Annotated in this window: 22 protein-coding genes; 12 read left to right on the top strand and 10 right to left on the bottom strand. The window is 42.0% G+C overall.

Translation table 11 applies throughout. The features are described from left to right. The 8 genes from nirD to U3A58_RS04030 all read left to right on the top strand — a co-directional run bounded on the left by nirD (position 1) and on the right by U3A58_RS04030 (position 11,603). Positions 1 to 378, top strand: coding sequence for a nitrite reductase small subunit NirD (gene nirD, locus U3A58_RS04065; RefSeq protein ID WP_323822112.1), 378 nt, complete (start codon positions 1 to 3; stop codon positions 376 to 378). Between the two features lie 13 nt (positions 379 to 391). Next, positions 392 to 970 carry a DUF4202 domain-containing protein gene (locus U3A58_RS04060; protein WP_323822111.1) on the top strand — a complete coding sequence of 193 codons (579 nt, stop codon included), beginning with the start codon at positions 392 to 394 and terminating at the stop codon, positions 968 to 970. 4 nt (positions 971 to 974) lie between these two features. Beyond that, a complete protein-coding gene (locus U3A58_RS04055) occupies positions 975 to 2,786 on the top strand; it encodes a sensor histidine kinase (protein WP_323822110.1) in 1,812 nt (603 codons plus the stop codon). A 59-nt stretch (positions 2,787 to 2,845) separates the two neighbouring features. Further along, positions 2,846 to 3,508: a response regulator transcription factor gene (locus tag U3A58_RS04050; RefSeq protein ID WP_323822109.1), complete on the top strand. Its 663-nt coding sequence runs from the start codon at positions 2,846 to 2,848 to the stop codon at positions 3,506 to 3,508. A gap of 147 nt (positions 3,509 to 3,655) precedes the next feature. Then, the gene (locus U3A58_RS04045) at positions 3,656 to 5,080 is read left to right on the top strand and encodes an MFS transporter (RefSeq protein WP_323822108.1); all 1,425 of its coding nucleotides are present in this window, start codon (positions 3,656 to 3,658) and stop codon (positions 5,078 to 5,080) included. A 105-nt stretch (positions 5,081 to 5,185) separates the two neighbouring features. Next, positions 5,186 to 8,707, top strand: a complete 3,522-nt coding sequence (locus tag U3A58_RS04040) for a molybdopterin-dependent oxidoreductase (RefSeq protein WP_416377280.1) — start codon at positions 5,186 to 5,188, stop codon at positions 8,705 to 8,707. A 114-nt stretch (positions 8,708 to 8,821) separates the two neighbouring features. Next, positions 8,822 to 10,264: a rubredoxin gene (locus U3A58_RS04035; RefSeq protein WP_323822106.1), complete on the top strand. Its 1,443-nt coding sequence runs from the start codon at positions 8,822 to 8,824 to the stop codon at positions 10,262 to 10,264. A 61-nt stretch (positions 10,265 to 10,325) separates the two neighbouring features. After that, a complete protein-coding gene (locus U3A58_RS04030; RefSeq protein ID WP_323822105.1) occupies positions 10,326 to 11,603 on the top strand; it encodes an alginate export family protein in 1,278 nt (425 codons plus the stop codon). On the opposite strand, the gene U3A58_RS04025 is transcribed toward U3A58_RS04030, so the two are convergent. Together U3A58_RS04025 and U3A58_RS04020 are read right to left on the bottom strand one after the other, a co-directional pair. Then, positions 11,600 to 13,747: a protein-disulfide reductase DsbD family protein gene (locus U3A58_RS04025; RefSeq protein ID WP_323822104.1), complete on the bottom strand. Its 2,148-nt coding sequence runs from the start codon at positions 13,745 to 13,747 to the stop codon at positions 11,600 to 11,602. The two genes, U3A58_RS04030 and U3A58_RS04025, sit on opposite strands and share 4 nt — an antisense overlap. A 48-nt stretch (positions 13,748 to 13,795) precedes the next feature. Then, positions 13,796 to 15,181, bottom strand: a complete 1,386-nt coding sequence (locus U3A58_RS04020; protein WP_323822103.1) for a dipeptidase — start codon at positions 15,179 to 15,181, stop codon at positions 13,796 to 13,798. Between the two features lie 103 nt (positions 15,182 to 15,284). On the opposite strand from U3A58_RS04020, the gene U3A58_RS04015 reads away from it, so the two are divergent. Both U3A58_RS04015 and U3A58_RS04010 read left to right on the top strand, forming a co-directional pair. Further along, a complete protein-coding gene (locus U3A58_RS04015; protein WP_323822102.1) occupies positions 15,285 to 16,262 on the top strand; it encodes an NADPH:quinone oxidoreductase family protein in 978 nt (325 codons plus the stop codon). 75 nt (positions 16,263 to 16,337) lie between these two features. Next, positions 16,338 to 16,976 (top strand): energy transducer TonB, encoded by a 639-nt coding sequence (locus U3A58_RS04010; protein ID WP_323822101.1) that lies wholly within the window; start codon positions 16,338 to 16,340, stop codon positions 16,974 to 16,976. Between the two features lie 72 nt (positions 16,977 to 17,048). On the opposite strand, the gene U3A58_RS04005 is transcribed toward U3A58_RS04010, so the two are convergent. Genes U3A58_RS04005 through U3A58_RS03995 form a run of 3 tightly spaced genes read right to left on the bottom strand, consistent with a single transcriptional unit; the run spans position 17,049 to position 20,102 of the window. Further along, positions 17,049 to 17,483 (bottom strand): MarR family winged helix-turn-helix transcriptional regulator, encoded by a 435-nt coding sequence (locus tag U3A58_RS04005; RefSeq protein ID WP_323822100.1) that lies wholly within the window; start codon positions 17,481 to 17,483, stop codon positions 17,049 to 17,051. A 60-nt stretch (positions 17,484 to 17,543) separates the two neighbouring features. Then, entirely contained in the window at positions 17,544 to 18,761 is a 1,218-nt protein-coding gene (locus U3A58_RS04000) for a redoxin domain-containing protein (RefSeq protein WP_323822099.1), read from the bottom strand. Positions 18,762 to 18,794: 33 nt separating this feature from the next. Further along, positions 18,795 to 20,102, bottom strand: a complete 1,308-nt coding sequence (locus tag U3A58_RS03995; RefSeq protein WP_323822098.1) for a Gfo/Idh/MocA family protein — start codon at positions 20,100 to 20,102, stop codon at positions 18,795 to 18,797. 174 nt (positions 20,103 to 20,276) lie between these two features. On the opposite strand from U3A58_RS03995, the gene U3A58_RS03990 reads away from it, so the two are divergent. Beyond that, a complete protein-coding gene (locus U3A58_RS03990) occupies positions 20,277 to 21,209 on the top strand; it encodes a hydrogen peroxide-inducible genes activator (RefSeq protein ID WP_323822097.1) in 933 nt (310 codons plus the stop codon). Positions 21,210 to 21,212: 3 nt separating this feature from the next. Here U3A58_RS03990 and U3A58_RS03985 read toward each other — a convergent pair whose 3' ends face one another. The 4 genes from U3A58_RS03985 to U3A58_RS03970 all read right to left on the bottom strand — a co-directional run bounded on the left by U3A58_RS03985 (position 21,213) and on the right by U3A58_RS03970 (position 23,387). Next, a complete protein-coding gene (locus tag U3A58_RS03985) occupies positions 21,213 to 21,674 on the bottom strand; it encodes a copper resistance protein NlpE (RefSeq protein ID WP_323822096.1) in 462 nt (153 codons plus the stop codon). A gap of 170 nt (positions 21,675 to 21,844) precedes the next feature. Next, positions 21,845 to 22,459, bottom strand: a complete 615-nt coding sequence (locus U3A58_RS03980) for an energy transducer TonB (protein WP_323822095.1) — start codon at positions 22,457 to 22,459, stop codon at positions 21,845 to 21,847. A gap of 110 nt (positions 22,460 to 22,569) precedes the next feature. Next, positions 22,570 to 22,938, bottom strand: a complete 369-nt coding sequence (locus U3A58_RS03975; protein WP_323822094.1) for a VOC family protein — start codon at positions 22,936 to 22,938, stop codon at positions 22,570 to 22,572. After that, positions 22,935 to 23,387: a DUF1569 domain-containing protein gene (locus U3A58_RS03970; RefSeq protein ID WP_323822093.1), complete on the bottom strand. Its 453-nt coding sequence runs from the start codon at positions 23,385 to 23,387 to the stop codon at positions 22,935 to 22,937. Before U3A58_RS03970 ends, U3A58_RS03975 begins: the two co-directional genes overlap by 4 nt. Positions 23,388 to 23,487: 100 nt before the next feature. On the opposite strand from U3A58_RS03970, the gene U3A58_RS03965 reads away from it, so the two are divergent. Continuing rightward, positions 23,488 to 23,991 (top strand): hypothetical protein, encoded by a 504-nt coding sequence (locus U3A58_RS03965; protein WP_323822092.1) that lies wholly within the window; start codon positions 23,488 to 23,490, stop codon positions 23,989 to 23,991. A gap of 123 nt (positions 23,992 to 24,114) precedes the next feature. Here U3A58_RS03965 and U3A58_RS03960 read toward each other — a convergent pair whose 3' ends face one another. Then, on the bottom strand, positions 24,115 to 24,717 hold the full coding sequence (locus U3A58_RS03960) for a TetR/AcrR family transcriptional regulator (RefSeq protein ID WP_323822091.1): 603 nt from the start codon (positions 24,715 to 24,717) through the stop codon (positions 24,115 to 24,117). Between the last annotated feature and the right edge of the window lie 170 nt (positions 24,718 to 24,887).

Genomic DNA, 24,887 nt, shown 5'->3' with positions numbered 1-24,887 from the left:
ATGGAAGAATTATTAAAAAACTATCAATCCGTAGCAGAGCAGCAAGCTATTCATTGGATCAAAGTTGGTCAGACAGAAGACTTTCCAGAGAATGCAGGAGCATGTGTGAAATACAACTCCAAGCAAATTGCTGTTTATCATTTTACCAGAACAAATTCCTGGTATGCCTGTCAAAACCTCTGTCCCCATAAGATGGAAATGGTCCTTTCAAGAGGCATGACTGGCGATTCTCAGGGAATTCCAAAAGTGGCCTGTCCGCTTCATAAGAAAACCTTTTCTCTGGAAGATGGCAGCAATTTGAATGGCGAAGAATATAGTATTGCGACCTATCCGGTCAGGATTCAGGAGGGAAATGTATATATTGGATTCGCAGATTAATCCGATTTCACACATGAACAAATTCCAGAAAGCAATCTCATTGATCGATCAGGTCAACGCGGAAGACCCCGTCAGAGAAAAAGTATCGGGAAAAGAGATTGCCAAAGAACTGTTGTACTCCATCCGTATGACCGAAAAGCTCGATCAATTTGATCCCGAGGCATCCGAAGCTATGCAACTGGCCGTCAGGGCACAGCATATCGGAAGATGGAAGATACCTAGATCAGATTACCCGATGGATAGAGTGGGTTATCTCAAGTGGCGAGAAGAATTGAAGAAGATGCATGCTGATATGGCTGCGGGGATTCTACAAGAAGTTGGCTACGATGAAAAGACTATTGAAAAGGTGAAATTCCTGATCAGAAAGAAGCAGTTGAAAACAGATCCTGATACTCAAACCATGGAAGATGTCATTTGCCTGGTTTTCATGGAATACTATTTCGAAGAATTCGCTGCCAAGCACGAATCCGCCAAAATCATCGATATCCTCCAAAAAACATGGGCAAAAATGTCTGAAAAAGGACATCGGGCCGCACTGCAATTACCACTATCTCCTTCAAGCCTAGAATTAGTCAAAGAAGCCATTACTTAATCAAATGACCGGTACACCTCGATCGCTGGATCAAGATACTTTTAATCGTCTCCGCAGACTTTACATCATTGCTTTGGGCGCAATCGCTATCTCACTGATCGCAAGCCAGATTCTCATCAGACAATACCTGAATGATCAGGAAAACGATAGCCGTCTGGTCAATGTGGCAGGTAGGCAGCGGATGTTAAGCCAAAAGCTAAATAAGGAAGTGCTCTTACTTTCCCATGCGCAGTCTGCTGAAGCTTCCACAGCACTGATTGACTCAGTCCAAAACACATTGGATCGATGGACAGAAGCTCACCGAGTTTTGCAGCTGGGGGATGAATCTCAGGATTTCAGCGTGGACAATAGCCCGGAGGTTACCCAAATGTTTGAGCAGATCATTCCGGATTTCAAACAGGTGTCTGAGGCTACCCAGAATTTCCTTTTTCTAAAATCCAATGCTTCGGCAGATTCCACAGCAATTGTCGGGCAATTGAATACTATTGAGAGGAATGCGAATAGCTTTCTTATAAAAATGGATGAGATCGTGAATCAATACGATCAGGAGGCCAAGGATAAGGTCGCCAGCTTGCAGCACTTGGAACTGCTCATCACACTTTTTACACTTTTGGTCTTAGTAGGAGAGTTTTTGATCATCTTCTGGCCTTCGGCCAAAGCCATGAAATCAAGTATCCATGAGCTGATTGATGCCAAGGAAAAAGCAATCCAAATGGCCAAAAATGCAGATATCCTCAGTCAGTCCAAGGAAAAGTCTGTTAGGGAATTGCAAGCGCTTAGCAAAGCCATGGATCAGATTCTGCTATTTGCCAGAATCACTCCAGAAGGATACATCACTCATATGGGAGAGCGCTTCAGCAGACTTTATAAGGCTCAAAAATTCAATATCCACGCCAAAATTTCCGATGTCCTTTCTCCTTTGGAGAATGAGAAGCTTACCATTGACCGCATCATTACCGAAAACAAAAAAGCCGGATGGGAAGGTGAATTAAAAACCACGTCTCAGACAGGAGAAGACATCTGGCTGGATGTATCCATGATTCCTTACAATTCGGCCGAGGACAAGTCCGAATTGATTTTGATCTGCTTAGATATCACCAAGCGGAAGGAGTTTATGCATCAGGTGGAGCAGTTGACAAAGGAGAGTTTTGAAGAGAAAATTCATCAGCAAAAGATCATTTCAAGGCAAATCATTGAGAACCAGGAGAATGAGCAAAACCGCATTGCAAAAGATATTCACGACGGCATTGGGCAAATGCTCACCGGATTGAAATACCTGCTTGAAAGTGTGGATACTTCTGATCCTGAGAAAGCCGAAGTCAAGATCATCAAACTAAAAGAACTCACTTCGAATATTATCATGGGTGTTCGAACAGCTACTTTCAACCTTACTCCTCCGGAATTAAAGGATTATGGTATCGTTCCTGCCCTTACCGAACTGACCCAAGAGCTGTCCAAGCTTACCGGGAAAGACATTGTGCTTTTCAATAAATCTGATTTTAACCAGCGGCTGGATTCTTTGGTCGAAATCAACCTGTACCGCATCACGCAGGAAGCCATCAACAATGCAATTAAATATGCGGAATCTTCCCATATCATTGTCACCGTCTCCCATAGCCAGAATATTCTCAGCATCATTGTGGATGATAATGGAAAGGGATTTGATACATCAAAACTTAAATCAAAACCGGATGAAGAGGGTGGCATGGGCCTCACTTTTATGAAAGAACGGGTAAAATACATCAATGGGAGACTCTTTATAAACTCCTCTCCAAATGAAGGAACCAAAGTTACCCTCAACGTGCCTTTAACTTAGATTTCCTAGATTTTTATACGTAAATTCAGTTTCTTTACTACGTATTTACTTAAGCGCTTATGAACCCAATTAAGATAGTTTTAGCTGATGATCACGAACTGGTACGTGATGGGATCAAATCCTTGTTAGAAAGTGAAAAGGAATTTGAGGTAATCGATGAAGCCTCTAATGGGGAAGAAGCTCTCGAAGTAATCGCAGCCAGGAACCCTGATTTATTGATTGTGGACATACGGATGCCAAAAATGAATGGTTTAGAGGTGGTAAAGGAGATGACCAAAACCTTTCCGCATATCAAAAAACTGGTGCTCTCCATGCATGATTCGGAGGAGTATGTAGTGGAAGCAATCGAAGCTGGAGCCGATGGGTATTTACTGAAAGGATCCTCTAAGAGTGAGTTTTTGAAGGCCTTACACACGATTTCAAGTGGCGGAAAATTCTTTGCTGGAGATGTTTCTGCTTACATCATCAATAATTTCGTCAATGGAAAAGCCAAACCATCCAGTAAAACTGAGGTTTACTCCGAGGAACTGGCCAACTTAACTAACCGAGAAAAACAGATCCTAGAGCAAATACTAGAAGGAAAAGGCAACAATGAAATTGCTGATGCACTGGAAATTAGTAAGAGAACGGCGGAGGTCCACAGATTTAATTTGATGAAAAAGATGAACGTCAAGAATCTAGCTGAGTTGACCACAAAATCCAGAGAATTAAACTTGATCTAAGTAGAACAATTAATTTTATACGTAGCCAGAAGTCCACTTGAAGTCAATTTTAAGTGGACTTCTTATTTTTTATCTAAAAATATTACGTATTATATTATTATAATTACGTATTAATACTTACTTTTAAGCACCTTAAAATTAAGTATTATGCAACCACTACTTACACACAAAGCAACACGGTTAAATCTATTAGATTTTAAAACTGTCCCGATCCGAACTTTCTGGATCACTTCCATCGCATTCTTCATCTGCTTCTTTGCATGGTTCGGCATTGTTCCCTTTATGCCGGATGTAGTCAAGGACTTAGGCCTTACTCCTGCACAAAAATGGAACGCAACCGTTCTTGCAGTAGCGGGCACTGTTTTCGCCAGATTATTGATCGGCAAGCTATGTGACAAATATGGTCCAAGGCTTTGCTATACCTGGCTGCTTATCTTAGGATCTATTCCTGTGATTTTCAGTGGGCTGGTGCAGACACCTATGCAATTTTACATTTGCCGACTATTGACAGGATTCATCGGGGCTTCTTTTGTGATCACTCAGGTGCATACCTCCCTGATGTTTGCATCCAATGTGGTTGGAACTGCCAATGCCACTTCTGCTGGATGGGGAAATCTAGGGGGTGGGGCAAATAGACTGGGTATGCCCATCATTGCAGCCATAGTGATTGGACTGGGTGTAGCTGAAGCAGATGCTTGGAGGTATGCTATGGTGATAGCCGGAATCGTATGCTTTGTCATGGGATTGATATACTATTTCTTTACTAAAGATACTCCTGAAGGGAATTTTAAAGAATTAGAGGCAAGGGGAGTGAAAGTCCCTTCCACCAAAAAAGATAAAGTCGGTTTTATAGAAGCAGTCAAAGACTACCGCGTTTGGTTGCTTTTCATTGTTTACGCTGCCTGTTTTGGAATAGAACTGACAGTATATGGCACCATGGATGATTACCTGCAAAACACTTTTCAACTCGAACGAATTACGGCAGGAAACATCGTGCTTTCTTTTGCTCTAATGAATATTTTTGCAAGAACATTGGGTGGTTTTTTTGGAGATAAATTCGGTAAAACTAAAGGACTGAAAGGAAGAGTCTGGTTTTTGGCAGCAATCTTAATTGCCGAAGGCTTGATGCTAAGTTTGTTTTCTCTAGCCACCAGCTTGGTTCTTGGGTTTGGATTACTTGTGGCATTCAGCTTGACTGTGCAGATGGCAGAGGGAGCTACATTCTCAGTTGTCCCTTTTGTGAATAGAAAAGCCATAGGCTCCATCTCTGGAATCGTAGGTGCCGGGGGAAATTTCGGTGCGTTTTTGGCAGCCTTGTTTTTGAGTTCCAAGTCCGCAGTGGCTGAAAAAGCAGCGCTTATTGCTAGCGAAACAATGGGGTCAGAAGCTGCTGTAGCAGCTCAATCAGCAGCAGCGGCAAGTGCGGTTTCTGCAGGATACCTAGTCATTGGGGGGCTGATCGTAGTTTCTGGCGTCGTGGCACTAGCCATCCGGTTTAGCACCGAAGATGAGAAAGTAGCTGAAGTAGAATTAAGCAAACTACAGCCTGAATTAGTCCGAATAGATAATTAACTTGTAACAGTAGTCCCCGGAATAGCTCTTCTGCAATTGACCAATTGTCATGCGGATGAGCTATTTTGTTCTTATCCAATTTCTAATTGTAATTTCTGAGTTGTGATCCCAGATAAAAAAGTCAAAACCACTTGTTCCTACTGCGGCGTTGGCTGTGGAATAGTAGCTGGTGTGGACGCTCAAAACAAAGTTCAGGTCGAGGGTGATCAAGATCATCCGGTGAACAAGGGTATGCTGTGTTCCAAAGGGATGAACCTCCACTACGTAGTCAATGATACCTCTGATAGAATTCTCTATCCGGAAATGCGCTGGAGCCGAACCCACCCCCGGGAGCGGGTAAGCTGGGACGAGGGGCTGGATCGAGCAGCGGGCGTCTTTAAGTCCCTGATCCAGAAATATGGGCCAAAAAGTGTGGGCTTTTATATCTCAGGCCAATGCCTGACGGAAGAATATTACATCGCAAATAAGCTGACCAAAGGCTTTCTTGGTACCAATAACATCGATACAAACAGTCGGCTGTGCATGAGCTCGGCGGTGGTGGCATACAAAAAAACTTTTGGTGAAGATTCTGTTCCTATCTCTTATGAGGACATCGAGCTCGCAGATGCTTTTCTGATCGCTGGCGCAAATCCAGCTTGGTGTCACCCCATACTTTTTCGAAGACTGGAAAAGCATAAGGAGAAAAACCCGAATGTGAAGATAATCGTGGTGGATCCGCGTAAAACCGATTCGGCAACTTTCGCAGATATTCACCTGCAAATCATCCCTGGCACAGATATCATTTTGTACAATGCCATCGGAAGAAGAATCATTGATATCGGCCTAGCTGACAAAGAATTTATAGAAAAACACACCGAAAACTACCTGAAATACCGCAAGCAAGTCATGGAAACTTCCTTGAAAGAAGCTTCCAAACTCTGTGGGATATCTATTGATGAGATTAAGCAGGTGGCTGAGATCATCGGCGAGTCCAAAGGATTTATCAGCATGTGGGCGATGGGTCTGAATCAAAGTGCCATCGGCACGGATAAGAACTTTTCACTTCTGAATCTTTCTCTAGTGACTGGAAGGATCGGAAAGCCAGGCAACGGGCCATTTTCACTTACAGGCCAGCCCAATGCCATGGGGGGTCGTGAAGTAGGCGGCATGGCGAACCTACTCGCAGTGCACAAGGATCTGAATAACCCGGTACATCGTCAGGAAGTAGCCAATTTTTGGGGCGTAAATGAGATTTCTCCAGAGCCGGGGTACGCAGCCACAGAAATGTTTGATGCCTTGGAAAGTGGGGAGATGAAGGCTGTATGGATCATCTGCACCAATCCTATGGTGAGTTTGCCAAATTCGAAGAGAATCGAAAAGGCACTTAAAAATGCCAAATTTGTGGTGGTGCAGGATATTTCTCACAAAGCAGATACAGTAGCCTATGCCGACCTGGTACTTCCTGCAGCTGGATGGCTGGAAAAGGAAGGTACGATGACTAATTCGGAGCGTCGGATTTCCTACTTAAACAAAGGCATCAACCCTCCGGGTGAAGCTAGGCCTGATGTGGAGATTCTCTGTGATTTTGCACGCAGAATGGGTTTCCGAGGGTTCAATTATACCAATACAGAGGAAATATACGAGGAATACTGCGCCATGACGAAAGGCACAAACATCGATATTTCCTTCCTGAGTTATGATAGACTGAAGAGTGAAGGCACATTCCAGTGGCCAGTACCAGCCTACAGGCATACGGGTACTCCGCGGCTTTTTGCAGACAACAAATTCTATACTCCTTCACAAAAAGCAGTCTTTAATATCCCTGCTCAGATTACTAATACTTCTGAAAAAACCAGCAAAGAATTTCCGCTGATCCTTACCACGGGACGCGTAAGAGATCAGTGGCATACCATGACAAAGACTGGAAAAGTCTCCCGACTGCGCACACATTATCCTAGTCCGATACTTGAAATCAACCCAATCGATGCTTACTTGGACAAAGTGAAAGACGGAGATGTGGTAGAAGTAAAAAGTATGAATGGGATAGTTCGCGTAAAGGCGAAACTTTCAAAAAGCATTCGCGAGGGAGTGGTATTTCTTCCCATGCACTGGGGCAAGCAACTGCAAAGTGACCTCAATCGGGCAAATAATCTGACCAAAACTGTGGTGGATCCCCAGTCAAAAGAACCGGATTTTAAATTCACAACAGTATCCGTTTCCAAATACAAAAAGGTTCAAGAGAAAATAGTGGTAGTAGGAGCTGGAGCGGCGGCATTCCGCTTTGTCCAGAATTATCGGGAGCACAACGATTCGGATCAAATCCATGTGTTCTCCAAAGAGCCACATCCCTTCTATAACCGGGTGCTTTTACCAGAGTATGTAACAGAGGAACTGACTTGGGAGCAGCTACAGAAGATAAAGGAGCATGAGCTTAAGAAATTGAAGATTAGCCTTCATACCGGACTTGCTATAGATAAAATTGATCCTGAAAAGCAGGTGGTGGTGGATGATGAAGGAAAAGAATATTCCTTTGACAAGCTGATACTGGCTACGGGAAGCCGCGCTTTCATTCCCAAAGATGCCCAATTGGATCTTCCTGGGCGCTTCACAATGCGAAGTAAAATAGACGCTGACAGATTTAAGGATTACCTGGATTCTACCAAACTTCCGCCTGAAAACCAGCACGTAGTGATAATCGGGGGAGGACTCCTTGGGCTAGAATTAGCGGCAGCATTGCAGCACAATCATGTGAAAGTGACTATAGTGCAACGTGCTTCCCGATTGATGGAGCGGCAGCTGGACGAAGTATCCAGTAAGCTGCTATCACTGGACGTGCAAGAGCGGGGAATACATGTGTATTTCGATAATGAGGTGAGTACCGTTTTCGATGAGGAAGAGAATAAATCCTTATCCATCACGCTGAAAAGCGGAAAAATCATTTATGCCAATGCCGTAGTTTATGCCATTGGAACCCAGCCCAACATAAAAATTGCGCGCGATAATGGCATTCTTTGCGGACGAGGCATCAAGGTAAACCAGCATTTACAGACGAATTATCCCAACATTTTTGCCATAGGCGAGATCGCTGAATTCCAAAATCAACTATTCGGGATCACTTCAGCAGCTGAAGAGCAGGCCATGGTATTGGCCAATTATATTGCAGGTGATGTGAGTAGCATTTACGCGGGTTCGGTGCTGATGAATATTTTGAAATTCAAAGATCTGGAACTTTGCAGTATTGGCGACATATTGATTCCTGAAAATGATGATTCTTATGAGGAAATCATTTTCACCGATATGAGTCGGCGTTATTACAAAAAATGCATCGTTAAGGACGATTTACTTATCGGGGCAGTGCTGATGGGTGACAAAAATGAATTTGCTGAGTTCAAATCCTTGATCGAAAACAAAATAGAGCTTTCCGAAAAAAGAAAATCCCTGCTGATGGGTTCTTCGGATACTCGCCCGGTCATCGGCAAATTAGTCTGTAGCTGTAGCCGTGTGGGAGAAGGAAATATTAAGGAAGCCATCACAGGTGGATGTTCAGATTTCACCGAACTTTGCCAGCAAACAGGAGCCGGTTTGGGTTGTGGCAGCTGTAAAACTGAGGTTAGAGAAATTCTTCACCAATCAAAAGTCCTGGCATGAAATCGAGCATGATAAAGAACAGCACACATAGAGATCATTGCCAACTATGCGAGACAGGCTATCCCGTTTCCTTTGTCACGGGACAGGTTATGCCCACTGAAAAACAATAAACAGATGAAACAGACCTTTTCAAGAATAGTGGTGAAAGGAGGTGTACTATCGCCTGCCGAATTGAAGCAGATTTTGGAATTGGCAGAAAGTGCCGGCTTGGACACCATTTCCTTCGGTTCCCGGCAGGATATCCTTTTTATCAAAGAGGAAGGTAATCTGCAGATCGATACGCAAGACAAATTTCAATTAGTCTCCCCTGAGGAAATTGGGGCAGAAAATATTGTTTCTTCGTACGTATCGGCAGATATTTTCCCAAATACACCTTGGCTGACAGGCGATCGATACTTGTATATTTTGGAGCAGTTTCGTGTTCAGCCAAATCTCAAAATCAACATTACCGATCCTAGACAGCGCTTGGTTCCGCTGTTTACTGGACATCTGAATTTCATTGCTTCACAGCATGAGGATTATTGGTACCTGTATGTGCGCTTGCCGGAGTGGGAGAATACGATGATGTATCCTGCACTTATTTACAGTTGGGATATGGCAAAGGTGGCTTCAGCCATCGAGGCCATCCTTCAAGAGGAGCCAGAGACGGTAGAGGTGCTTTTTGAGTTGGTCAATGATGCAGTGGATTCCAACAACAGGACGGTGGATAATCCATTGGAAGTGCCTTTTTACCCATTTCCATACTATGAGGGAATCAATCGTGTAGGTGATGACCGTTATTGGCTGGGATTATACTGGAGAAACAACAAGTATTATACAGATTTCCTTAAAGTATTGTGCGACCTCTGTGCGGACAGTCGCATAGGTAAAATCTCCATTACTCCCTGGAAATCCATCATTATTAAGGGAATACCTGAAAATTCAAAAATCGAATGGGAAAGACTACTAGGTCGCTATGGAATCAATGTGCGTCACTCTATGCTTGAGCTGAATTGGCACCTACCGGTCAATAATAAATCGGCTCTCAAGCTGAAGGAATATTTGGTAGAAAACTTTGACAAAAGAGACATCAGTACCTATGGATTGACTTTCGGGATCACAGATTATACTAGAAAAGCATATTACTTCACCTCTATTATTGTAGAGAAAAATCTTCCTCATGCAGGTCTGGATGAAATAAAAATCCGCAATACCTACAATTTGCTTTATGCCAAAAACTTCGACCCGAATACCCAGCAATACATCGTGTATGTTCAGGAAGTTGATAAAGTCGAATTACCAGGTCTATTGATTGAGTTGAGCAAGATGTATTTCGAGCAATTGGGGAAAAAACAGGAACGTTCTAAAAAGCTATACAGCCCTAAAGAAACGATCAAAATAGAAGCTTACCAGTGCGCTGACTGTCTCACCGTTTATGATCCTCAGTATGGGGATTTGGTTCAGAATATTCCAGCGTTGACTCTTTTCGAAGATCTACCGGAAACATATCATTGCTCCTTATGTGAAGGTCCTAAATCAAAGTTTGTCAAAAAGATATTTGAGAAACAGGTAGATTGAAGGCATTTTGCAGGGATTAGTGATCAATTACAGATGGATTTTATCCACACTCTCCCAGACTATGAAAAAAACTTTTACATTACTATTCTTACTCACCTTAGTTGCACAGTTTACTAAAGCTCAGGAATTCACGTTAGATGCGGATATCCGTCCCCGCTTCGAATACAGACACGGTTATGCGAGTTTATTTGCTGATGAGGCTAAAGCCGCTGCTTTTGTTACCCAGCGATCCCGATTGAATTTCGGCTATAGAGATGAAAAATTGCAGGTGTACATCAGCGTGCAAGATGTGAGCACCTGGGGAGATACCCAGCAGCTCAATGTCGCTGATGGCAATGATTCATTTGGCTTATTTCAAGGCTGGTTTCGCTATTCGTTCACCCCCAACTGGGCGATTAAATTTGGAAGGCAGGTTATTTCCTATGACGATGAGCGGATACTTGGCGAAACGGATTGGGCGATGCAGGGCAGGTTTCATGATGCTGCGATGATCCAGTATTCTAAAGATAGAGTTGAACTTGAATTCGCTTTTGCCTTTAATCAACAGAACCAAGTTAACTTTGGAAGTGAATACACCATAACAGGCGGTTTTTCTTATAAGACTATGCAGCTAGCGCATTTGACGAAAACCTGGGACAAGGCCTCCTTCAGCTTTTTGTTTATGAACAACGGTTTCCAGAAATACACCTCAGACCCAGTCCCGCAAACGGATGGAGTTTATAACCGACAAACTACCGGAACTTACTTTTCGTTTCCACTCGCATTCCTTAATGTGACCGGATCAGCCTATCTGCAAACGGGTATGGCAAATACCACCACTGATCTTGCTGCTTATCAATACATGGTCGAGGCAAAATACAAGCCTGGAAAAGTGGCTTTTATTCTCGGTTTCGAATCGCTAAGCGGTACAAATCAGGTTGGCGGGGAAAATAACAACTCCTTCTTCCCGTTGTATGGAACAAACCATAAGTTCAATGGCTACATGGATTATTTCTATGTGGGGAATCATGCAAATAATGTAGGTCTGAATGATGTCTATGGAAAGGTGCAAATTACCACTGGGGAGAAATCAAACCTTGCGGTGAATACGCACTATTTCTCTACAAATGCCGATTTGGCGAATGGTCTTGGGAAAGGATTAGGAACAGAACTCGATTTTGTTTTCACTAAAGCCATCGCCAAAAACATAAAAATGAATGTGGGATATTCTCAACTGTTTGCGACAAAAAACATGAGTGCACTCAAGGGAGGAGCAAGCTCTGAAAATACGAACAATTGGGGTTGGGTCCAGCTGATTGTCAACCCAAGATTACTTACTTACAATTTTAAGCAGGATTAATTCCTATCCTTAAATCTCTCCTTCGCTCCATCCAAAAACTCAATGAATGCCTGAACATCGGTATCGTAGCCTTTGGGCTGAGCGAGGAGATTTTCATTATGATCTAAGATCACATAGTAGGGCTGGGCATTGTTTTGAAAGCGTGTGATCTGGAAATCTGCATTTTGTTTTCCAAGCGTTTTTTTGACTTTGTTGTCGTATTCCGAAGTGTACCATTCACTTTCTGGAAGCTCCAATCGCTCATCGATATACAAAGCTACCATCACAAAGTCCTCCTTCAATCTTTTCAACACCTGTGGATCCACCCAGACATTCTCCTCCATTTTTCGGCAATTCACACAACCATGTCCTGTGAAATCAATCAGAAGCGGCTTATTTGCTTTCTTCGCTGCTCGCATGGCTTGTTCATAGTCAAAAAATCCTTGGATCCCATGAGGAATTTCCAAAGGGATGTCGGCGTATTTCACAGGCTCACCCAGAATATTTTCCCCAACTTCGGGCATACTTAGACCGCCAGTCATTTTGAATTGCTGAGTTGACATAGGAGGAAGATATCCACTCAGGTATTTGAGCGGAGCACCAAAAAGTCCCGGAATCATATACAGCACAAACATGAACGTAACGAGGGCCAAAAGCAATCTTGGAACACCAATGGAATCGGATGGAGAATCGTGAGGAAGGCGAATTTTCCCTAAAAGATAAAGCCCCAATCCACTGAAAATCACGATCCAGATAATCAAGAAAATATCACGATCCAAAATTCCCCAATGGTAAACTAGATCAGCAATAGATAAGAATTTGAAGGCCAGAGCGAGTTCAAGGAAACCCAAAACTACTTTCACAGAGTTTAGCCAACCACCAGATTTTGGCAGGCGATTCATCCATTCCGGGAAAATAGCAAACAAGGTGAACGGGATCGCAAAGGCTAGTGAAAAGGCAAACATACCCAAGATAGGCTTCAGCAATTCCCCTCCAGCCGAAGAGATCAAAATTGAACCTACAATCGGGCCAGTGCAGGAAAAGGAGACTAATACCAAGGTAAAAGCCATAAAGAAAATCCCCGCCAAGCCCCCTTTTTCAGCCTTTTCGTCCACTTTATTCACTAACCCTGAAGGCAAGGTAATCTCGAACATACCAAGAAAAGCCAGTGCGAAGAAGATGAATATTCCAAAGAAAAAAAGATTCGGAAGCCAGTGCGTTGCTAGCCAATTGGCGAATTCAGGCCCTTGAATAGCTGCAACTGCCGTTCCTGCAATGGTGTATATAGCAATAATGGAAAAACCATAAATGATGGCATTTCTTATTCCCGTTGCTTTGCTTCCAGCTCTACCTGTAAAGAAGCTCACGGTCATAGGAATCATTGGGAATACACACGGAGTTAACAATGCTGCCAACCCGGCTAAGAAAGCCAAAACCATAAAGCCCCAAAGCGACTCATTTTCCCGGATTGGGATGATTTCTATTGAAGAAGTGGTGGCGTATTCCCCTTCTTCCATTGATGGATTATCGTCATTGCGAGCCGAGGCACGAGGCGTGGCAATCTCATTGTCCCTTACAGATTGCTTCGTCGTCGTTCCTCCTTCTACCAATGACGAGTCGGCTCCTAACCCTGCTATACTTGATGATTCAAATTCAGTGAAAGGTTCTGTTGTATTATTCTCACTTGCAGTAAACGTAAGTTCAAAGTCTTCTTCATAATTGATACATTGACCCGTTACGTCAGAGCACATCTGATATTCTATGAACCCAGTAATTCTCCCGTTGGCTGTCTTAGGAATTAATATCTGTTCAAACCTCCCTTTACCTATAAAATACTTGACATCTCCTTCCCAGACATCCTCGTACTTTTTCTTGGAATCAATGGCTGTAAAGTCACCTTTTAACTCATAACCCTCTGGTTTATCCAACTTCAAAGTCGCCAAAATAGGCCCAAGATCCGGATCAAAATCATTGGCATAGATATACCAGCCAATTGGAATTTGTGCCTCGAACACCACAGTAGCTTCTATACCTTGCACCAGATTAGTTGGCTCGATGGAAATAGTCCATTTTGGTGGAGCTATAATTTGTGCTTGGGCGTAGAAACCGAAGAAAAGCAATGCCAGTAGCAGTAGTTTTCCTGATTTTCCTTGGGCTTTAGTCATGAAGCTGGGTTGCAGATGAGAGGGGAATTAATAGCAATAAGGGATTTATTACTCGCTGAGCTTTTTAAAGTGACGGAAGAAAGCGGCAATGGTTTCTATTCCAATAAAGTAATTTTTTACACCATAATGTTCATTGGGTGAATGCAATGCATCTGTATCCAATCCAAAACCGAATAAAATCGGATCAGAACCTAATTCTTTCTGGAACAAGGCTACGATAGGAATAGATCCACCTTCACGTGTAGGAATTGGTCTTTTTCCAAAAGTCTCTTCAATTGCTGCCTCAGCAGCCTTATATCCAACAGAAGAATCAGAAACTACCGCTGGCGCTCCTCCATGATGTGCACGGACTTTCACCTTTACAGATTTGGGGGCGATAGACTTGAAGTAATTTTCAAACAATTCAGAGATCTCATGCCAATCCTGATCCGGAACAAGTCTCATTGATATTTTTGCATGGGCTTTGGATGGCAGGACAGTCTTCGCTCCTTCTCCTATATATCCTCCCCAGATGCCGTTCACATCAAGCGTTGGACGAATACCAACCCGCTCGATGGTCGTATAGCCTTTTTCTCCATGTACCGCAGCTATATCCAGTTTATCTTGGTATTCATTGAGATTAAATGGAGCTTCGTTCAGTCGTTCTCGTTGCGCAGCAGTGAGTTCCTGCACTTTGTCATAGAATCCTGGAATCGTAATGTGATCGTTTTCATCTTTCATGGATGCAATCATGTCACAAAGCACATTGATAGGATTGGCTACAGCACCGCCATAGGTACCTGAGTGCAAATCCCTGTTTGAACCGGTAACCTCCACTTCCATATAAGCCATACCACGAAGACCAACCGTGATGGAAGGATCTTGCATAGAGATCATATGGGTATCAGAAATCAGGATGACATCCGCTGTTAATTTCTCTTTATTTTCGATAACGAACTTATCAAGATTGTCAGAACCGACTTCCTCTTCCCCTTCGATCATGAATTTGATATTGCAAGGTAAATCACCTGAAGCCATCATGGCTTCAAACGCTTTCACGTACATGTAAAACTGCCCTTTGTCGTCAGCAGATCCACGTGCGAAAATCGCCCCTTCGGGGTGAATCTTAGTCTTTTTGATCACCGGCTCAAAGGGTGGGGAATCCCAAAGCTCATAGGGGTCGGCAGGCTGAACATCATAATGCCCATACACCAAAACGGTCTTTAGGGCAGGGTCGATGATTTTCTCCCCATAAACAATCGGATAGCCCTTAGTCTGGCAGATTTCCACTACATCGGCACCTGCTTTTTCCAGACTCCCTTTCACAAAATTGGCTGCTGCCAAGACATCATCTTTGAATTTTGGGTCAGCGCTTACTGAAGGAATTCTAAGTAAATCCAATAATTCATTAAGAAAGCGATCTTTATTATCGCGGATAAAATCAATAACAGCCATATATCTGGGGATTAGTTGGTAAACGCTCAAAATTATCCTTTTAAGCATGAAATGCCTATTTTATCCCTACTTTTCAACACTACAAAAACCAACTTATTACGTTATGCGAGCAATGATTTGCGAGGAGTTCGGCTCACTGGAAAATTTGAAAGTGGGCGAATTGCCGGATCCAAAACCAGGCAAAAATCAAGTTTTGATTAAAGTTGCAGTATGTGGGGTTAGTTTTCCTGACTTGCTGATCATTCAAAACAAGTATCAATTTCAGCCGGAACTTCCCTATTCTCCGGGTGGTGAGGTTGTGGGGGAAATTATTGAATTGGGTGAAAAAGTAGAAAACCTCCAAGTGGGTGATCGTGTGCTATCGCTTTGTCGGTGGGGAGGGGTTGCAGAAAAGGTGGCTGTAGATATTGATCGAATTTTTGTGATACCTGATGGTATTCCTTCAGAAGTTGCGGCTAGTTCCCTGTATTCGTTTAGTACTTCTTATCATGCTTTGAAAGACCGGGCTAATCTTCTCCAAGGAGAAACCTTGCTTGTGCTAGGAGCAGCAGGGGCAATCGGCATGGCAGGGGTAGAATTGGGAAAAGCCATGGGAGCAAAAGTCATTGCTGCAGCCTCTTCGGATGAAAAATTGGCTTTATGTAAAAGTAAAGGAGCGGATGAAATAATCAATTATGAAAGTGAAGACCTGAAAACCCGAATCAAAGAACTTACCCAAGGTACCGGTGCGGATGTGATTTTGGATCCTGTTGGGGGAAACTATACAGAGCCTGCTCTTAGAGGAATTGCATGGAAAGGACGCTATTTAATTGTGGGTTTTGCAAATGGAGAAATCCCTCAAATCCCTATGAATTTGCCCTTGCTAAAGGGCTGTGCTATTGTGGGTGTATTTTGGGGTAATTTTTTGAAACAAGAGCCTGAATTGAACAGGGATAATATGAATCAACTGTATCAGTGGTTAGAAGAGGGAAAAATAATTGGTAAACCGATCCAAGAATATGAGCTGAAAAATGCCAAAAATGCCCTATTGGCTCTTCAAGACAGAAGTGATTTTAATAAGGGAATTGTACGGGTTTTTTGATTTTTTAACTAAACATTGTTTCAACCCGTTCTGTAATTGCTTATGTTGCTCCTCATATTCAACCAACTATCAATAATGCGAAGAAGTCTCATACTTCCCTTATCATTTTTTGTCACGTTTATTTCCTTTGCCCAAACTCCATTCAATCCAGAAACAGAAGCTGATTTCTTAAAAGCGACTTATTCAGAAGGTAATTTGTTAAGCCTCCTGGGACAGGATTTGTCTTATCCTGAAGATGCCGCATCAAATGGCACTCAAGGTGATGTGATATTTCTTCTCACAATTGATCATTCGGGAAAATTGCTTTCATACGAAGCGAAGGAGCAGGTTTCAGATGAACTTGGGAAACATGCTGAAGAAGCCATAGCAAAATTGACTGCAGACTGGACTCCCAGTAAAATACATGGAAAACCGGTGGATCGAGCGTACTTACTGGTTTTCAGTTATAATATTTTTTATAATTCATTGCCCTTGGATTACCACGAGATGGCCAAAAAATTTGATGACAAAGGGAAGCTTGAAAAGGCGCTGAGGACGTACGATGACGCAATTAAGAATTACCCTTTTGAACCTATATATTATACTATGCGAGCAAAATTCAAAAATGAATTAGGTGACTCAGAGGGTGCTGAAGCTGATAAGTTAATGGCTGAAAAATTGAATATGGAAGTATTAGCGGTGGTAGAAATAGCTCAGACGCAAAGTGTTAGGTAATAAAGTAGAGATTACAGACATGGCTTGCTTTTGCCACAGCCTGAAATCTCAAATGTTTTAAGGGTTTCCATTTTAGTCTGTGCCTTTAAGTGATTTAATACTTTCTAACATTGTTTCAAGAGACTGGTTTAGATCAGTTAGGTTTAATTCTGAGGTTTGAATCAATTTTTCGTTCAGCGCAATTAAAACTTCTTCAACTTTTGATTGAAGTGATTTTCCGGGATAGGTCAATTCCACATGGACAGTTCTTTCGTCAGCCTCACCCCGTTGTCTTTTCACATAATTCATAGCCTCAAGTTTTTTCAACAAGGGAGTCAATGTGCCTGAGTCAAGATGAAGACGTTTACCTATTTCGTTGACTTTAAGCCCATCTTCTTCCCATAATACTGAGAGCACAAGAAACTGTGGATAAGTCAAATTCAGCTCATTCAACTCCTTTTGCATGAGCTGAATAAGTAATCTAGAACTTGAATACAATGAGAGCGAAAGCTGATGAATTTGTGACATAGGTATTCAATTAAGATTTTATACAATTTAACTGTATAATCTTAAAGAGGAATCATACTGTCAATAATATCTTCCAATCATCGGATGATCAACGATCTCTCTCTTCAATTCATTCGCATCAATAGTGCCAGGAACCCGATAAGCTATTTCTCCGCCTGGCTCTATGAGTAATGTAATGGGCAGACTTCCGTCCCATTCTTTTCCGACCACATCGATCACCTCATATTTATCATCGGTATCCATGATATAATTCGGCAATGCAGATGCTTTACCCTTTAGGAATTTAAGTGCTTTTTCAGCTTGATCTGGGCTGTCCATGCTTATGGAGACAAACTGGAAATCGCGCTCCCCATACATTCGCTGAATGGTGACAAATTCCGGATATTCAATAATGCAGGGTCCACACCAAGTGGCCCAAAAATTTACCAAGAGCAATTCATCCGTGTCATTTTTCAAAAGATCTGCTAAGCCATCGGGTGAAAGCTTTTCGATAGCTACTTCTTTTTCTTTCCAGGCTTTGTTGGTTTTGATCGTGTACTCATTTTTCCATGCCCATTTCATCGAGCATCCAAAAGCTGGGGTTTGGGATTCAGCCTCTGGAAGGCTCTTCCCCTCCAAAGTCATGTCTATTGCTTTTCTAAGATCCTCAGCATTGGCAGTTCCAGGTTTTTCAGAAGCATCTATTCTACCGGAATAACTTAGTTTTCTATCCTTGTCAAAAACGAAAACATGAGGAGTAGCAGTAGGGCCATATGCTAATGAAAACTCGTGAGTGTCCCCATCATAGAGGTAGGGAAAATTATAGGATTTATCCCTAGCTCTGATTTTCATTTCCTCAAAGGTGTCACTGAGATCAGTATAACCCAGTTCTTCTGGAAGAATTCCAATCGGGCTATTGGAGGAGATCCCTATAAAAGCGACTTTTTGTTCCTTGTAATCATCCACGACTTCAATAAACCTGTCTTCATATGCCTGTGCAGTGGGACAGTGATTGCAGGTGAAGTTGATCACAAGTACGTCTGCATCAGAATAATCTTCCAGCTTGTGAAATTTATCATCAATTCCCGGCATATTAAATGGAGGTGCCTGGTCTCCAATTGCCAATTTTCCAATGGGTTGCTCCTCGACCACAATTGGCTTGGCAACAAATATTGCGTTGGAAGATGTCTCTGAGATGGTTTCTACATTTTCCTTGGGTGAGCTGGTGCACTGGACAAACAAGAAGGCAGCTCCCAGAAGCGCCTCGAATAAAAAGACTAATTTCAATTTAGAGTTCATAGGTTTTCAGAGTTTTAGGTCAAATTTGGCGTATTAGCTTTTCAATGAATAGCCATGTTGGTATGTATAGTGAAGCTTGGTATTGGCTTCCCAATCATCTACAAATTCCTGTGCGGTTGAGTCCCATTTGAGTGGTCTTCCTAATTCATGAGCGATGTTTCCAATAGTACAAACGGTACAAGAGCTATGACCGATTTCGACAGGGACTACAGGGTCTTTTCGCTTCAACACTGAATCGATAAAGTCCACATGGTGAGCACCATACCCCTGCTCATCATCTGAGAATTTTCGTTCACAGGCAGCCACATCCGTGTCGTACTGTCCTCTGGAAACTTTAATCCAGCCTTTATCTCCCAAGAATTTTACTCCTTGTCTACCTTCATCAAAAGGAGCAATAATCATCTGGACTCCATTGGCATATTTATAAGTCAAAGGCGTAGTATCTGTACCTGGAATAACTTCTGTGGGACCATTTCTATCCATACCAAGTCCCCACTGGGCGATGTCAATCATATGGGCTCCCCAGTCAGTCATCAGTCCGCCGCCGGTTTCTTTATACCACCTCCATGCTCCCCATACTTTTTCATTTTGATCTGGATTGAGGCTAATTGGAGGATTTAATTCTCCGTTATAATGTATATCCGGAAGTGGTCCTACCCATGTCTTCCAATCTAATCCAGCGGGAACCGGCTGTGATGGCAAATCATAAGGCTTGGGATGAGGTGGAGTTCCTACGTTAACCAAAACTTGCTTAATTTCTCCCAGCATTCCTTTTTGAACCATTCGCGCAGCATGTTGGAAATTTGCGCCTGATCGCTGCATGCTTCCTACCGCTAGGACAGTTCCAGTTGAGCGAACTGCCTGGATCAACTCTTGGCCTTCATGAATGGTGAACGTGAGGGGCTTTTCCAGGTAAATATCCTTACCTGCATTACAGGCATCGATGGCCATCATTGCATGCCAGTGATCGGGTGAAGCTATCACCACCGCATCTACTTCCGGATTTGCTAGTAAATCTTTGTAGTCAGCATAGACTTTAAGCGCTGGAGCATCTCTTTTCGCATCCGAATAGTGCTTGGCCACGCGCTCTTGGAACCTTTCCAGTTTAATTTTATAGACATCCGCACCCGCTACTACATCGACGATAGGATTTTTCATCATGTTGCTTAGTAAACCCATTGCTTGGCGTCCAACTCCGATGAAGCCAAGCCGGATTTTGGAGGAGTCAGCAATAGGGACAGCACTTTTACCAAAGCTTAGGGTAGGAATAGCGCCAAGGCCGACTGTACTTAGAATAGAAGTACTTAAAAACTTCCTTCGGGAAAAATTTGATTTGCTCATTACAAGTGGTGTTGGGATTATTAATGGGTTAGATGATTTCAGTAAAATAAAGTACTGATTTTCTAAGCTATTGAAAAATATTCATCTAGCTATTTGATCAATGGTATTTCAAGCTATAATAATAAGAAACTCTTTTGCCAAATTTCTACTTTAGTCTCAGTGAAGCTCAATCTTATGACTATACAACAACTGGAATACCTTATTGCAGTCGATAAACACCGACATTTTGGGCATGCGGCGGCAAGCTGTTTTGTCACACAGCCCACCTTGAGTGCCCAGCTAAGTAAGCTGGAGCGTGACTTGGGCGTAATTCTTTTTGATAGAAGTAAAATGCCTGTGATCCCCACAGCTATGGGGGTACAAATAATCGAACAAGCCAAAAGGGTTGTATCTGAGAGTAAGGGAATTTTTGAATTGGTCGCTGATCTGAAAGGAGATATTTCCGGTGTGATCAAATTGGGAATCATTCCTACACTCGCTCCATACTTACTGCACCTATTCATTCGGAAGTTTCTTGAAAAATATCCCTATGTGAAGCTGGAAGTCCAGGAAATGGTAACCGAAGAAGTGGTGAAAAAGCTGAAAAATGATGAATTGGACCTAGGGATAATAGTGACTCCTTTGCTCGAATCGGGTATAGTAGAAAAACCGATGTTTTATGAGAAGTTTTTCGCCTATTTGTCCAAAGACCACGCATTGCTGAAGGAGTCCGTTTTCCATCCTGAGAAAGTAGTGAAGGAAGATTTTTGGTTACTACAGCAAGGCCACTGCTTCAGGGATCAGGTGCTCAATCTATGTGACCAAAGCCTGAGCGGCCCAAAGAATTTTCACTACGAAAGTGGCTCTCTGGAAGGTCTGAAAAATATGGTGAATCGATACAAGGGAGTGACACTTTTACCTGAGCTGGCTACTCTGGAGCTTTCGGAAGAGGAAAAAACCAGGTTAAGGCCTTTTGAAGGCATTGCACCTACCCGGGAAGTAAGTATCATTTTAAATCGAAGTTTCCTCAAACAGAAACTGGTGGAATTGTTATTCAATGAAATAACCGATTCCATCCCTCAGGATATGACCTCCAAATCTCATGGCAAGGTTGTACGGTTCAAGTAAGGATTATTGAATTTTGGTGAGGATATAGTGATCTGCGAGATCTCCTGTGATCCTCTTGCTTTCCTTATCAAGCTGCCAAAGGCGGTTTTCTCCTACTTTATATTGGGTAGGACCGTTGCTTACCTTCTCCAAGGTGATGAATGATCCAGTTTCGTCCCAGATAAATGTGCCTGAATCGACTTCTTCCAGCGCGTCGTTTAGCCCAAAATAATGCGTGGACAATTTATATGTGCGATCAATATTGAGTGTAAGCGTGGTTTCTATTCCTTCACATCGAGCACAAGGCACAGTGCCTCTGTAGGTTCCGTTCCAGTCTAAAGAAGTGGCTGAATTGTCTGATTTATATAGTATGTTTTCCTCTGTGCTGATTTCTTCTGGAGCCTGCACTTTTTCTTGTGGGTTGGAGCAGGAAGTAGCTGTGGTCAGTGATGCTAAAAGGCTAATCGTGATTAGGGTTTTGTTCATGTTTTTAAATTTCTGATTACATCCAAAAACATCAACAATCAGACCTAATAGGAGCCATTCTGAAAGTTTAGCCCTTTTTAGGCAAGTCTTAAATTGTAATTTAAAGCAATACAATAAAAAAAGGAGCTGGTCTTGACCACCTCCTTCCAATTTTTTTAAATGAATCTCTTTTAAAGGGATTTTGGCCCCATAGGCCCGTAACCTACAATTACTATTTCAGTCAACATTTTGTCCTTTATGAATTTAGCTTGATTCAAATCCAATTCCGAAAGTAATTGTTTTCCGTTTTGTGCCAAGATCTCCGCTCTGTTATTGAGGAGTTTTGGTGAATATGGATTTTCTTCCAATGCCAAATTGACAGCCTCAAGTGGCGTTTTTGGCTTCGCGTCTTCAGATGATTTGATAAAAGGATTTGGAGGAAACTGGGAACCTGAAGTCATTTTAAAATCAAAGCTCATGAGGTATTCTTGCCCAAAGCTTTTGCCTTCCAAAAATGAAGGATTCCACTTTTCTTTTAAAAGACTCATTGTTCTATTTATTTCACCTTCGAATGCCGGATCCCCCGAAATAAAATCAATTTCCCCTGTCATATAGCCAGCTTTATCTATTTGGAGGGAAATAACCACCGGACCCATTGTATTTGTTTCCCTCAATTCTGTAGGATATTTAAGGGTCTGAGAAAGAAATTTATTCATATTCTCCCTAGAATTAGAAGAGGTTTGGGCATGAGTAAAGCTCAAACTGAACATGAAAAGAAGTAAAAATAATGCAGATGACTTTTTCATAAAGCTTTTGGTTAAAGGGTTAAGGAATTTAATCTACTGACTATGAACGGACTAAGCAAGTAAAATGTTCCAAAAAATTAGTTTTCATTTAGTTTTGTGCTAGTTCCAGTTTACTTGAATATCCCAAAATGCCAGAGATTGCCCGCCGGATCATGAAGGAAAAACTCATTTCCCCAGTCATTATGTTGGATGGTACTGAGTTTGGTACCGGGGAATTTATCCGGTAGCCCTAGAACTTTGATCGCTTCCCAATAGGATTCGAGGTCATTCTTGATCTCTAGAAAAATCATGGAATTTTCGCACCAGGCTTTCAAATAAGCGTCTTGTAAATAAAAAGCAAGGGTATCAGAAACTCTTACTAATGACATCTTTTCCGCTACAGTATGCACATCAAACCCCAAGACTTGGTAGAAGCGAATGCTTTCTTCATAATTCTTGGCACCAATAAAAGTCCGAATTGATTTAGCTGGATGAATCATACGCCGAATTGGGAAAGGTGGTGATCGAGATGCTTGTAAAATTGATTATTCCATTCTTGAGAAGTCATCGGGCCAAAGGTAAGTGACTCTTTTCCGTCAAAATAATTAGCGCCATATTCATAGGTCTTAGTCACATAGGAGATCAGCTTATTTTTCTCAAAGTCAAAATCCCTTTTATCACTGATGATAAAAGCCGGAGCAGTTCTGGAATTTTTGGGATATGGCTTTTCATTGACCACACCATTCTTGACGAAAGTTTTCAGCAGAAATCTCATCAGCCCATTTGGTTTGGGATGCTTGTTACTGTAGGCCATTTCGTAAGCCACATTACAATGTGCCAACATCTGGTCCACGCTCATTTTGCCCCATTTCGGCGTGGATTCGGAAGTGAGGGCGTTGATCCGTTGGATTACTTCACTGTGGACTTTTGGGTCAAAAATATTTTTCATAAACAATAGCTCATAGGATAGAACCTAAATTAATAAATGTCCTGTAAATCGCATAAATTTTAAAGATTCATTTGGTTAATATTTTAAACCATTTTATGCCATGAAAACCTTACATATAATTTGCCTGATATGCTTGCCGCTATTCACTAAAGCGAAAAATTTTGATACGAATATAGAAGCTCAGAAAGCGATTCTGAAAGTCGAATTCTTGGTAGGAGAATGGGAAAGGAGCGGATGGATGATGAATCAAAGCAGAGAGAAAATGACTTTTGAGCACACAGAAAAAGTCAGCTTAAAACTAAACGGCACTGCGCTACTGATTGAGGGCCAGGGTTTATCAGAGGGGAAAATTGTCCATAATGCACTTGCGATCGTCAGGATGGCAGGCAGCGGCGGGAAGTATAACTTCAATTCTTTTCTTCAAAGCAATCAACAGGGCAAATTCAAAGCAGAATTAATTGATGATGTACTTTACTGGTATCCTGCGGAAAACGTCCGATACGTACTCACTGTTAACGTCCAAGGCCAATGGAATGAAATAGGAGAAGCGAATTCCGGAGGCACATGGTACCAATTCTTTGAAATGACGCTGAATAAGAAATAGAATTCAGCCTAAAATGGTTAAAAATATTGTACCGGGTAATTCAGATCGGATGGGTTTATAAAATGCTTTGGCTCGTGATATTCGAATTTCTCGGCTGCTTTGGCGCATGGTACTTTTGGAACTTTATAAATGCTGTACTTCATATTTCCTAAGTAGATCGTACACCTGATTTTTAAAAATAGTCACCTTCTGTTCATAAACTTCAGGATCATCAAACATGGATAAATAATAATACGCTCCTTCGACTACGACAAAAATCTGCTCTGATAAGAGTTCCGTATCCTTCCCAATTAGATTTTCATCCCTGTCGAGAATGTCTTTCAGATATTCTCGCAATTTCTCATGCAATACTCGATATTCATCCTTGATTCGTTTATTTCTAAAGATCAAGCTGTAACAGCTATAGAATACGCCATCATCTAACAGTAAATTCCAATCTCTGGAAAAAAGTCTATCCACAAAGGTGTGCGGATTCGCATAATTTTGAGTTTCCAATTCTTCAAGCATTGGCTGATAGATCAGCAGCATCTGTTGAAGTATGTAAGAAATCAGATTTGAGATTAGAATCTCACGAGTGGGAAAGTAATGCATCACCAAACTTGGAGGCATCCCAAGGTGCTTACCAATTTTAGCTATAGAGGTGTTTTCCAGACCATTCGCTTTTGACAGCTGATAAAATCCCTTTATGATTTCCTTCTTTCTTTCATCTGAAATCTTTAAACCCATATTAAAATAGTGTTAAGCAAGTTGCTATAGTTGTAAAATTCGTTGGAAACAATAAATGCAATATATAATATTGAATGGCTGTTCAATTTATAATTTGAAAATTAATTGAAAAAATAATATTTGAAATGTTGGATACCCGAAATTGTAATTCAGGAAGATCAACTATCCTA

This window comes from Algoriphagus persicinus, assembly GCF_035156415.1.
Lineage (GTDB): Bacteria > Bacteroidota > Bacteroidia > Cytophagales > Cyclobacteriaceae > Algoriphagus > Algoriphagus persicinus.
This window is presented reverse-complemented; position numbering and strand designations above follow the sequence as displayed.

What these genes read in the sequence shown, in the direction of transcription:
- U3A58_RS03965 (WP_323822092.1), top strand. Translation starts at nt 23,488, where the DNA reads ATGAAAACCTTACATATAATTTGCCTGATATGCTTGCCGCTATTCACT.
- U3A58_RS04025 (WP_323822104.1), bottom strand. Translation starts at nt 13,747, where the DNA reads ATGACTAAAGCCCAAGGAAAATCAGGAAAACTACTGCTACTGGCATTG.
- nirD (WP_323822112.1), top strand. Translation starts at nt 1, where the DNA reads ATGGAAGAATTATTAAAAAACTATCAATCCGTAGCAGAGCAGCAAGCT.
- U3A58_RS03990 (WP_323822097.1), top strand. Translation starts at nt 20,277, where the DNA reads ATGACTATACAACAACTGGAATACCTTATTGCAGTCGATAAACACCGA.
- U3A58_RS04020 (WP_323822103.1), bottom strand. Translation starts at nt 15,181, where the DNA reads ATGGCTGTTATTGATTTTATCCGCGATAATAAAGATCGCTTTCTTAAT.
- U3A58_RS04035 (WP_323822106.1), top strand. Translation starts at nt 8,822, where the DNA reads ATGAAACAGACCTTTTCAAGAATAGTGGTGAAAGGAGGTGTACTATCG.
- U3A58_RS03960 (WP_323822091.1), bottom strand. Translation starts at nt 24,717, where the DNA reads ATGGGTTTAAAGATTTCAGATGAAAGAAAGAAGGAAATCATAAAGGGA.
- U3A58_RS04015 (WP_323822102.1), top strand. Translation starts at nt 15,285, where the DNA reads ATGCGAGCAATGATTTGCGAGGAGTTCGGCTCACTGGAAAATTTGAAA.
- U3A58_RS04050 (WP_323822109.1), top strand. Translation starts at nt 2,846, where the DNA reads ATGAACCCAATTAAGATAGTTTTAGCTGATGATCACGAACTGGTACGT.
- U3A58_RS03975 (WP_323822094.1), bottom strand. Translation starts at nt 22,938, where the DNA reads ATGATTCATCCAGCTAAATCAATTCGGACTTTTATTGGTGCCAAGAAT.
- U3A58_RS03980 (WP_323822095.1), bottom strand. Translation starts at nt 22,459, where the DNA reads ATGAAAAAGTCATCTGCATTATTTTTACTTCTTTTCATGTTCAGTTTG.
- U3A58_RS03995 (WP_323822098.1), bottom strand. Translation starts at nt 20,102, where the DNA reads ATGAGCAAATCAAATTTTTCCCGAAGGAAGTTTTTAAGTACTTCTATT.
- U3A58_RS04010 (WP_323822101.1), top strand. Translation starts at nt 16,338, where the DNA reads ATGCGAAGAAGTCTCATACTTCCCTTATCATTTTTTGTCACGTTTATT.
- U3A58_RS04045 (WP_323822108.1), top strand. Translation starts at nt 3,656, where the DNA reads ATGCAACCACTACTTACACACAAAGCAACACGGTTAAATCTATTAGAT.
- U3A58_RS04060 (WP_323822111.1), top strand. Translation starts at nt 392, where the DNA reads ATGAACAAATTCCAGAAAGCAATCTCATTGATCGATCAGGTCAACGCG.
- U3A58_RS04055 (WP_323822110.1), top strand. Translation starts at nt 975, where the DNA reads ATGACCGGTACACCTCGATCGCTGGATCAAGATACTTTTAATCGTCTC.
- U3A58_RS04000 (WP_323822099.1), bottom strand. Translation starts at nt 18,761, where the DNA reads ATGAACTCTAAATTGAAATTAGTCTTTTTATTCGAGGCGCTTCTGGGA.
- U3A58_RS04005 (WP_323822100.1), bottom strand. Translation starts at nt 17,483, where the DNA reads ATGTCACAAATTCATCAGCTTTCGCTCTCATTGTATTCAAGTTCTAGA.
- U3A58_RS03970 (WP_323822093.1), bottom strand. Translation starts at nt 23,387, where the DNA reads ATGAAAAATATTTTTGACCCAAAAGTCCACAGTGAAGTAATCCAACGG.
- U3A58_RS03985 (WP_323822096.1), bottom strand. Translation starts at nt 21,674, where the DNA reads ATGAACAAAACCCTAATCACGATTAGCCTTTTAGCATCACTGACCACA.
- U3A58_RS04030 (WP_323822105.1), top strand. Translation starts at nt 10,326, where the DNA reads ATGAAAAAAACTTTTACATTACTATTCTTACTCACCTTAGTTGCACAG.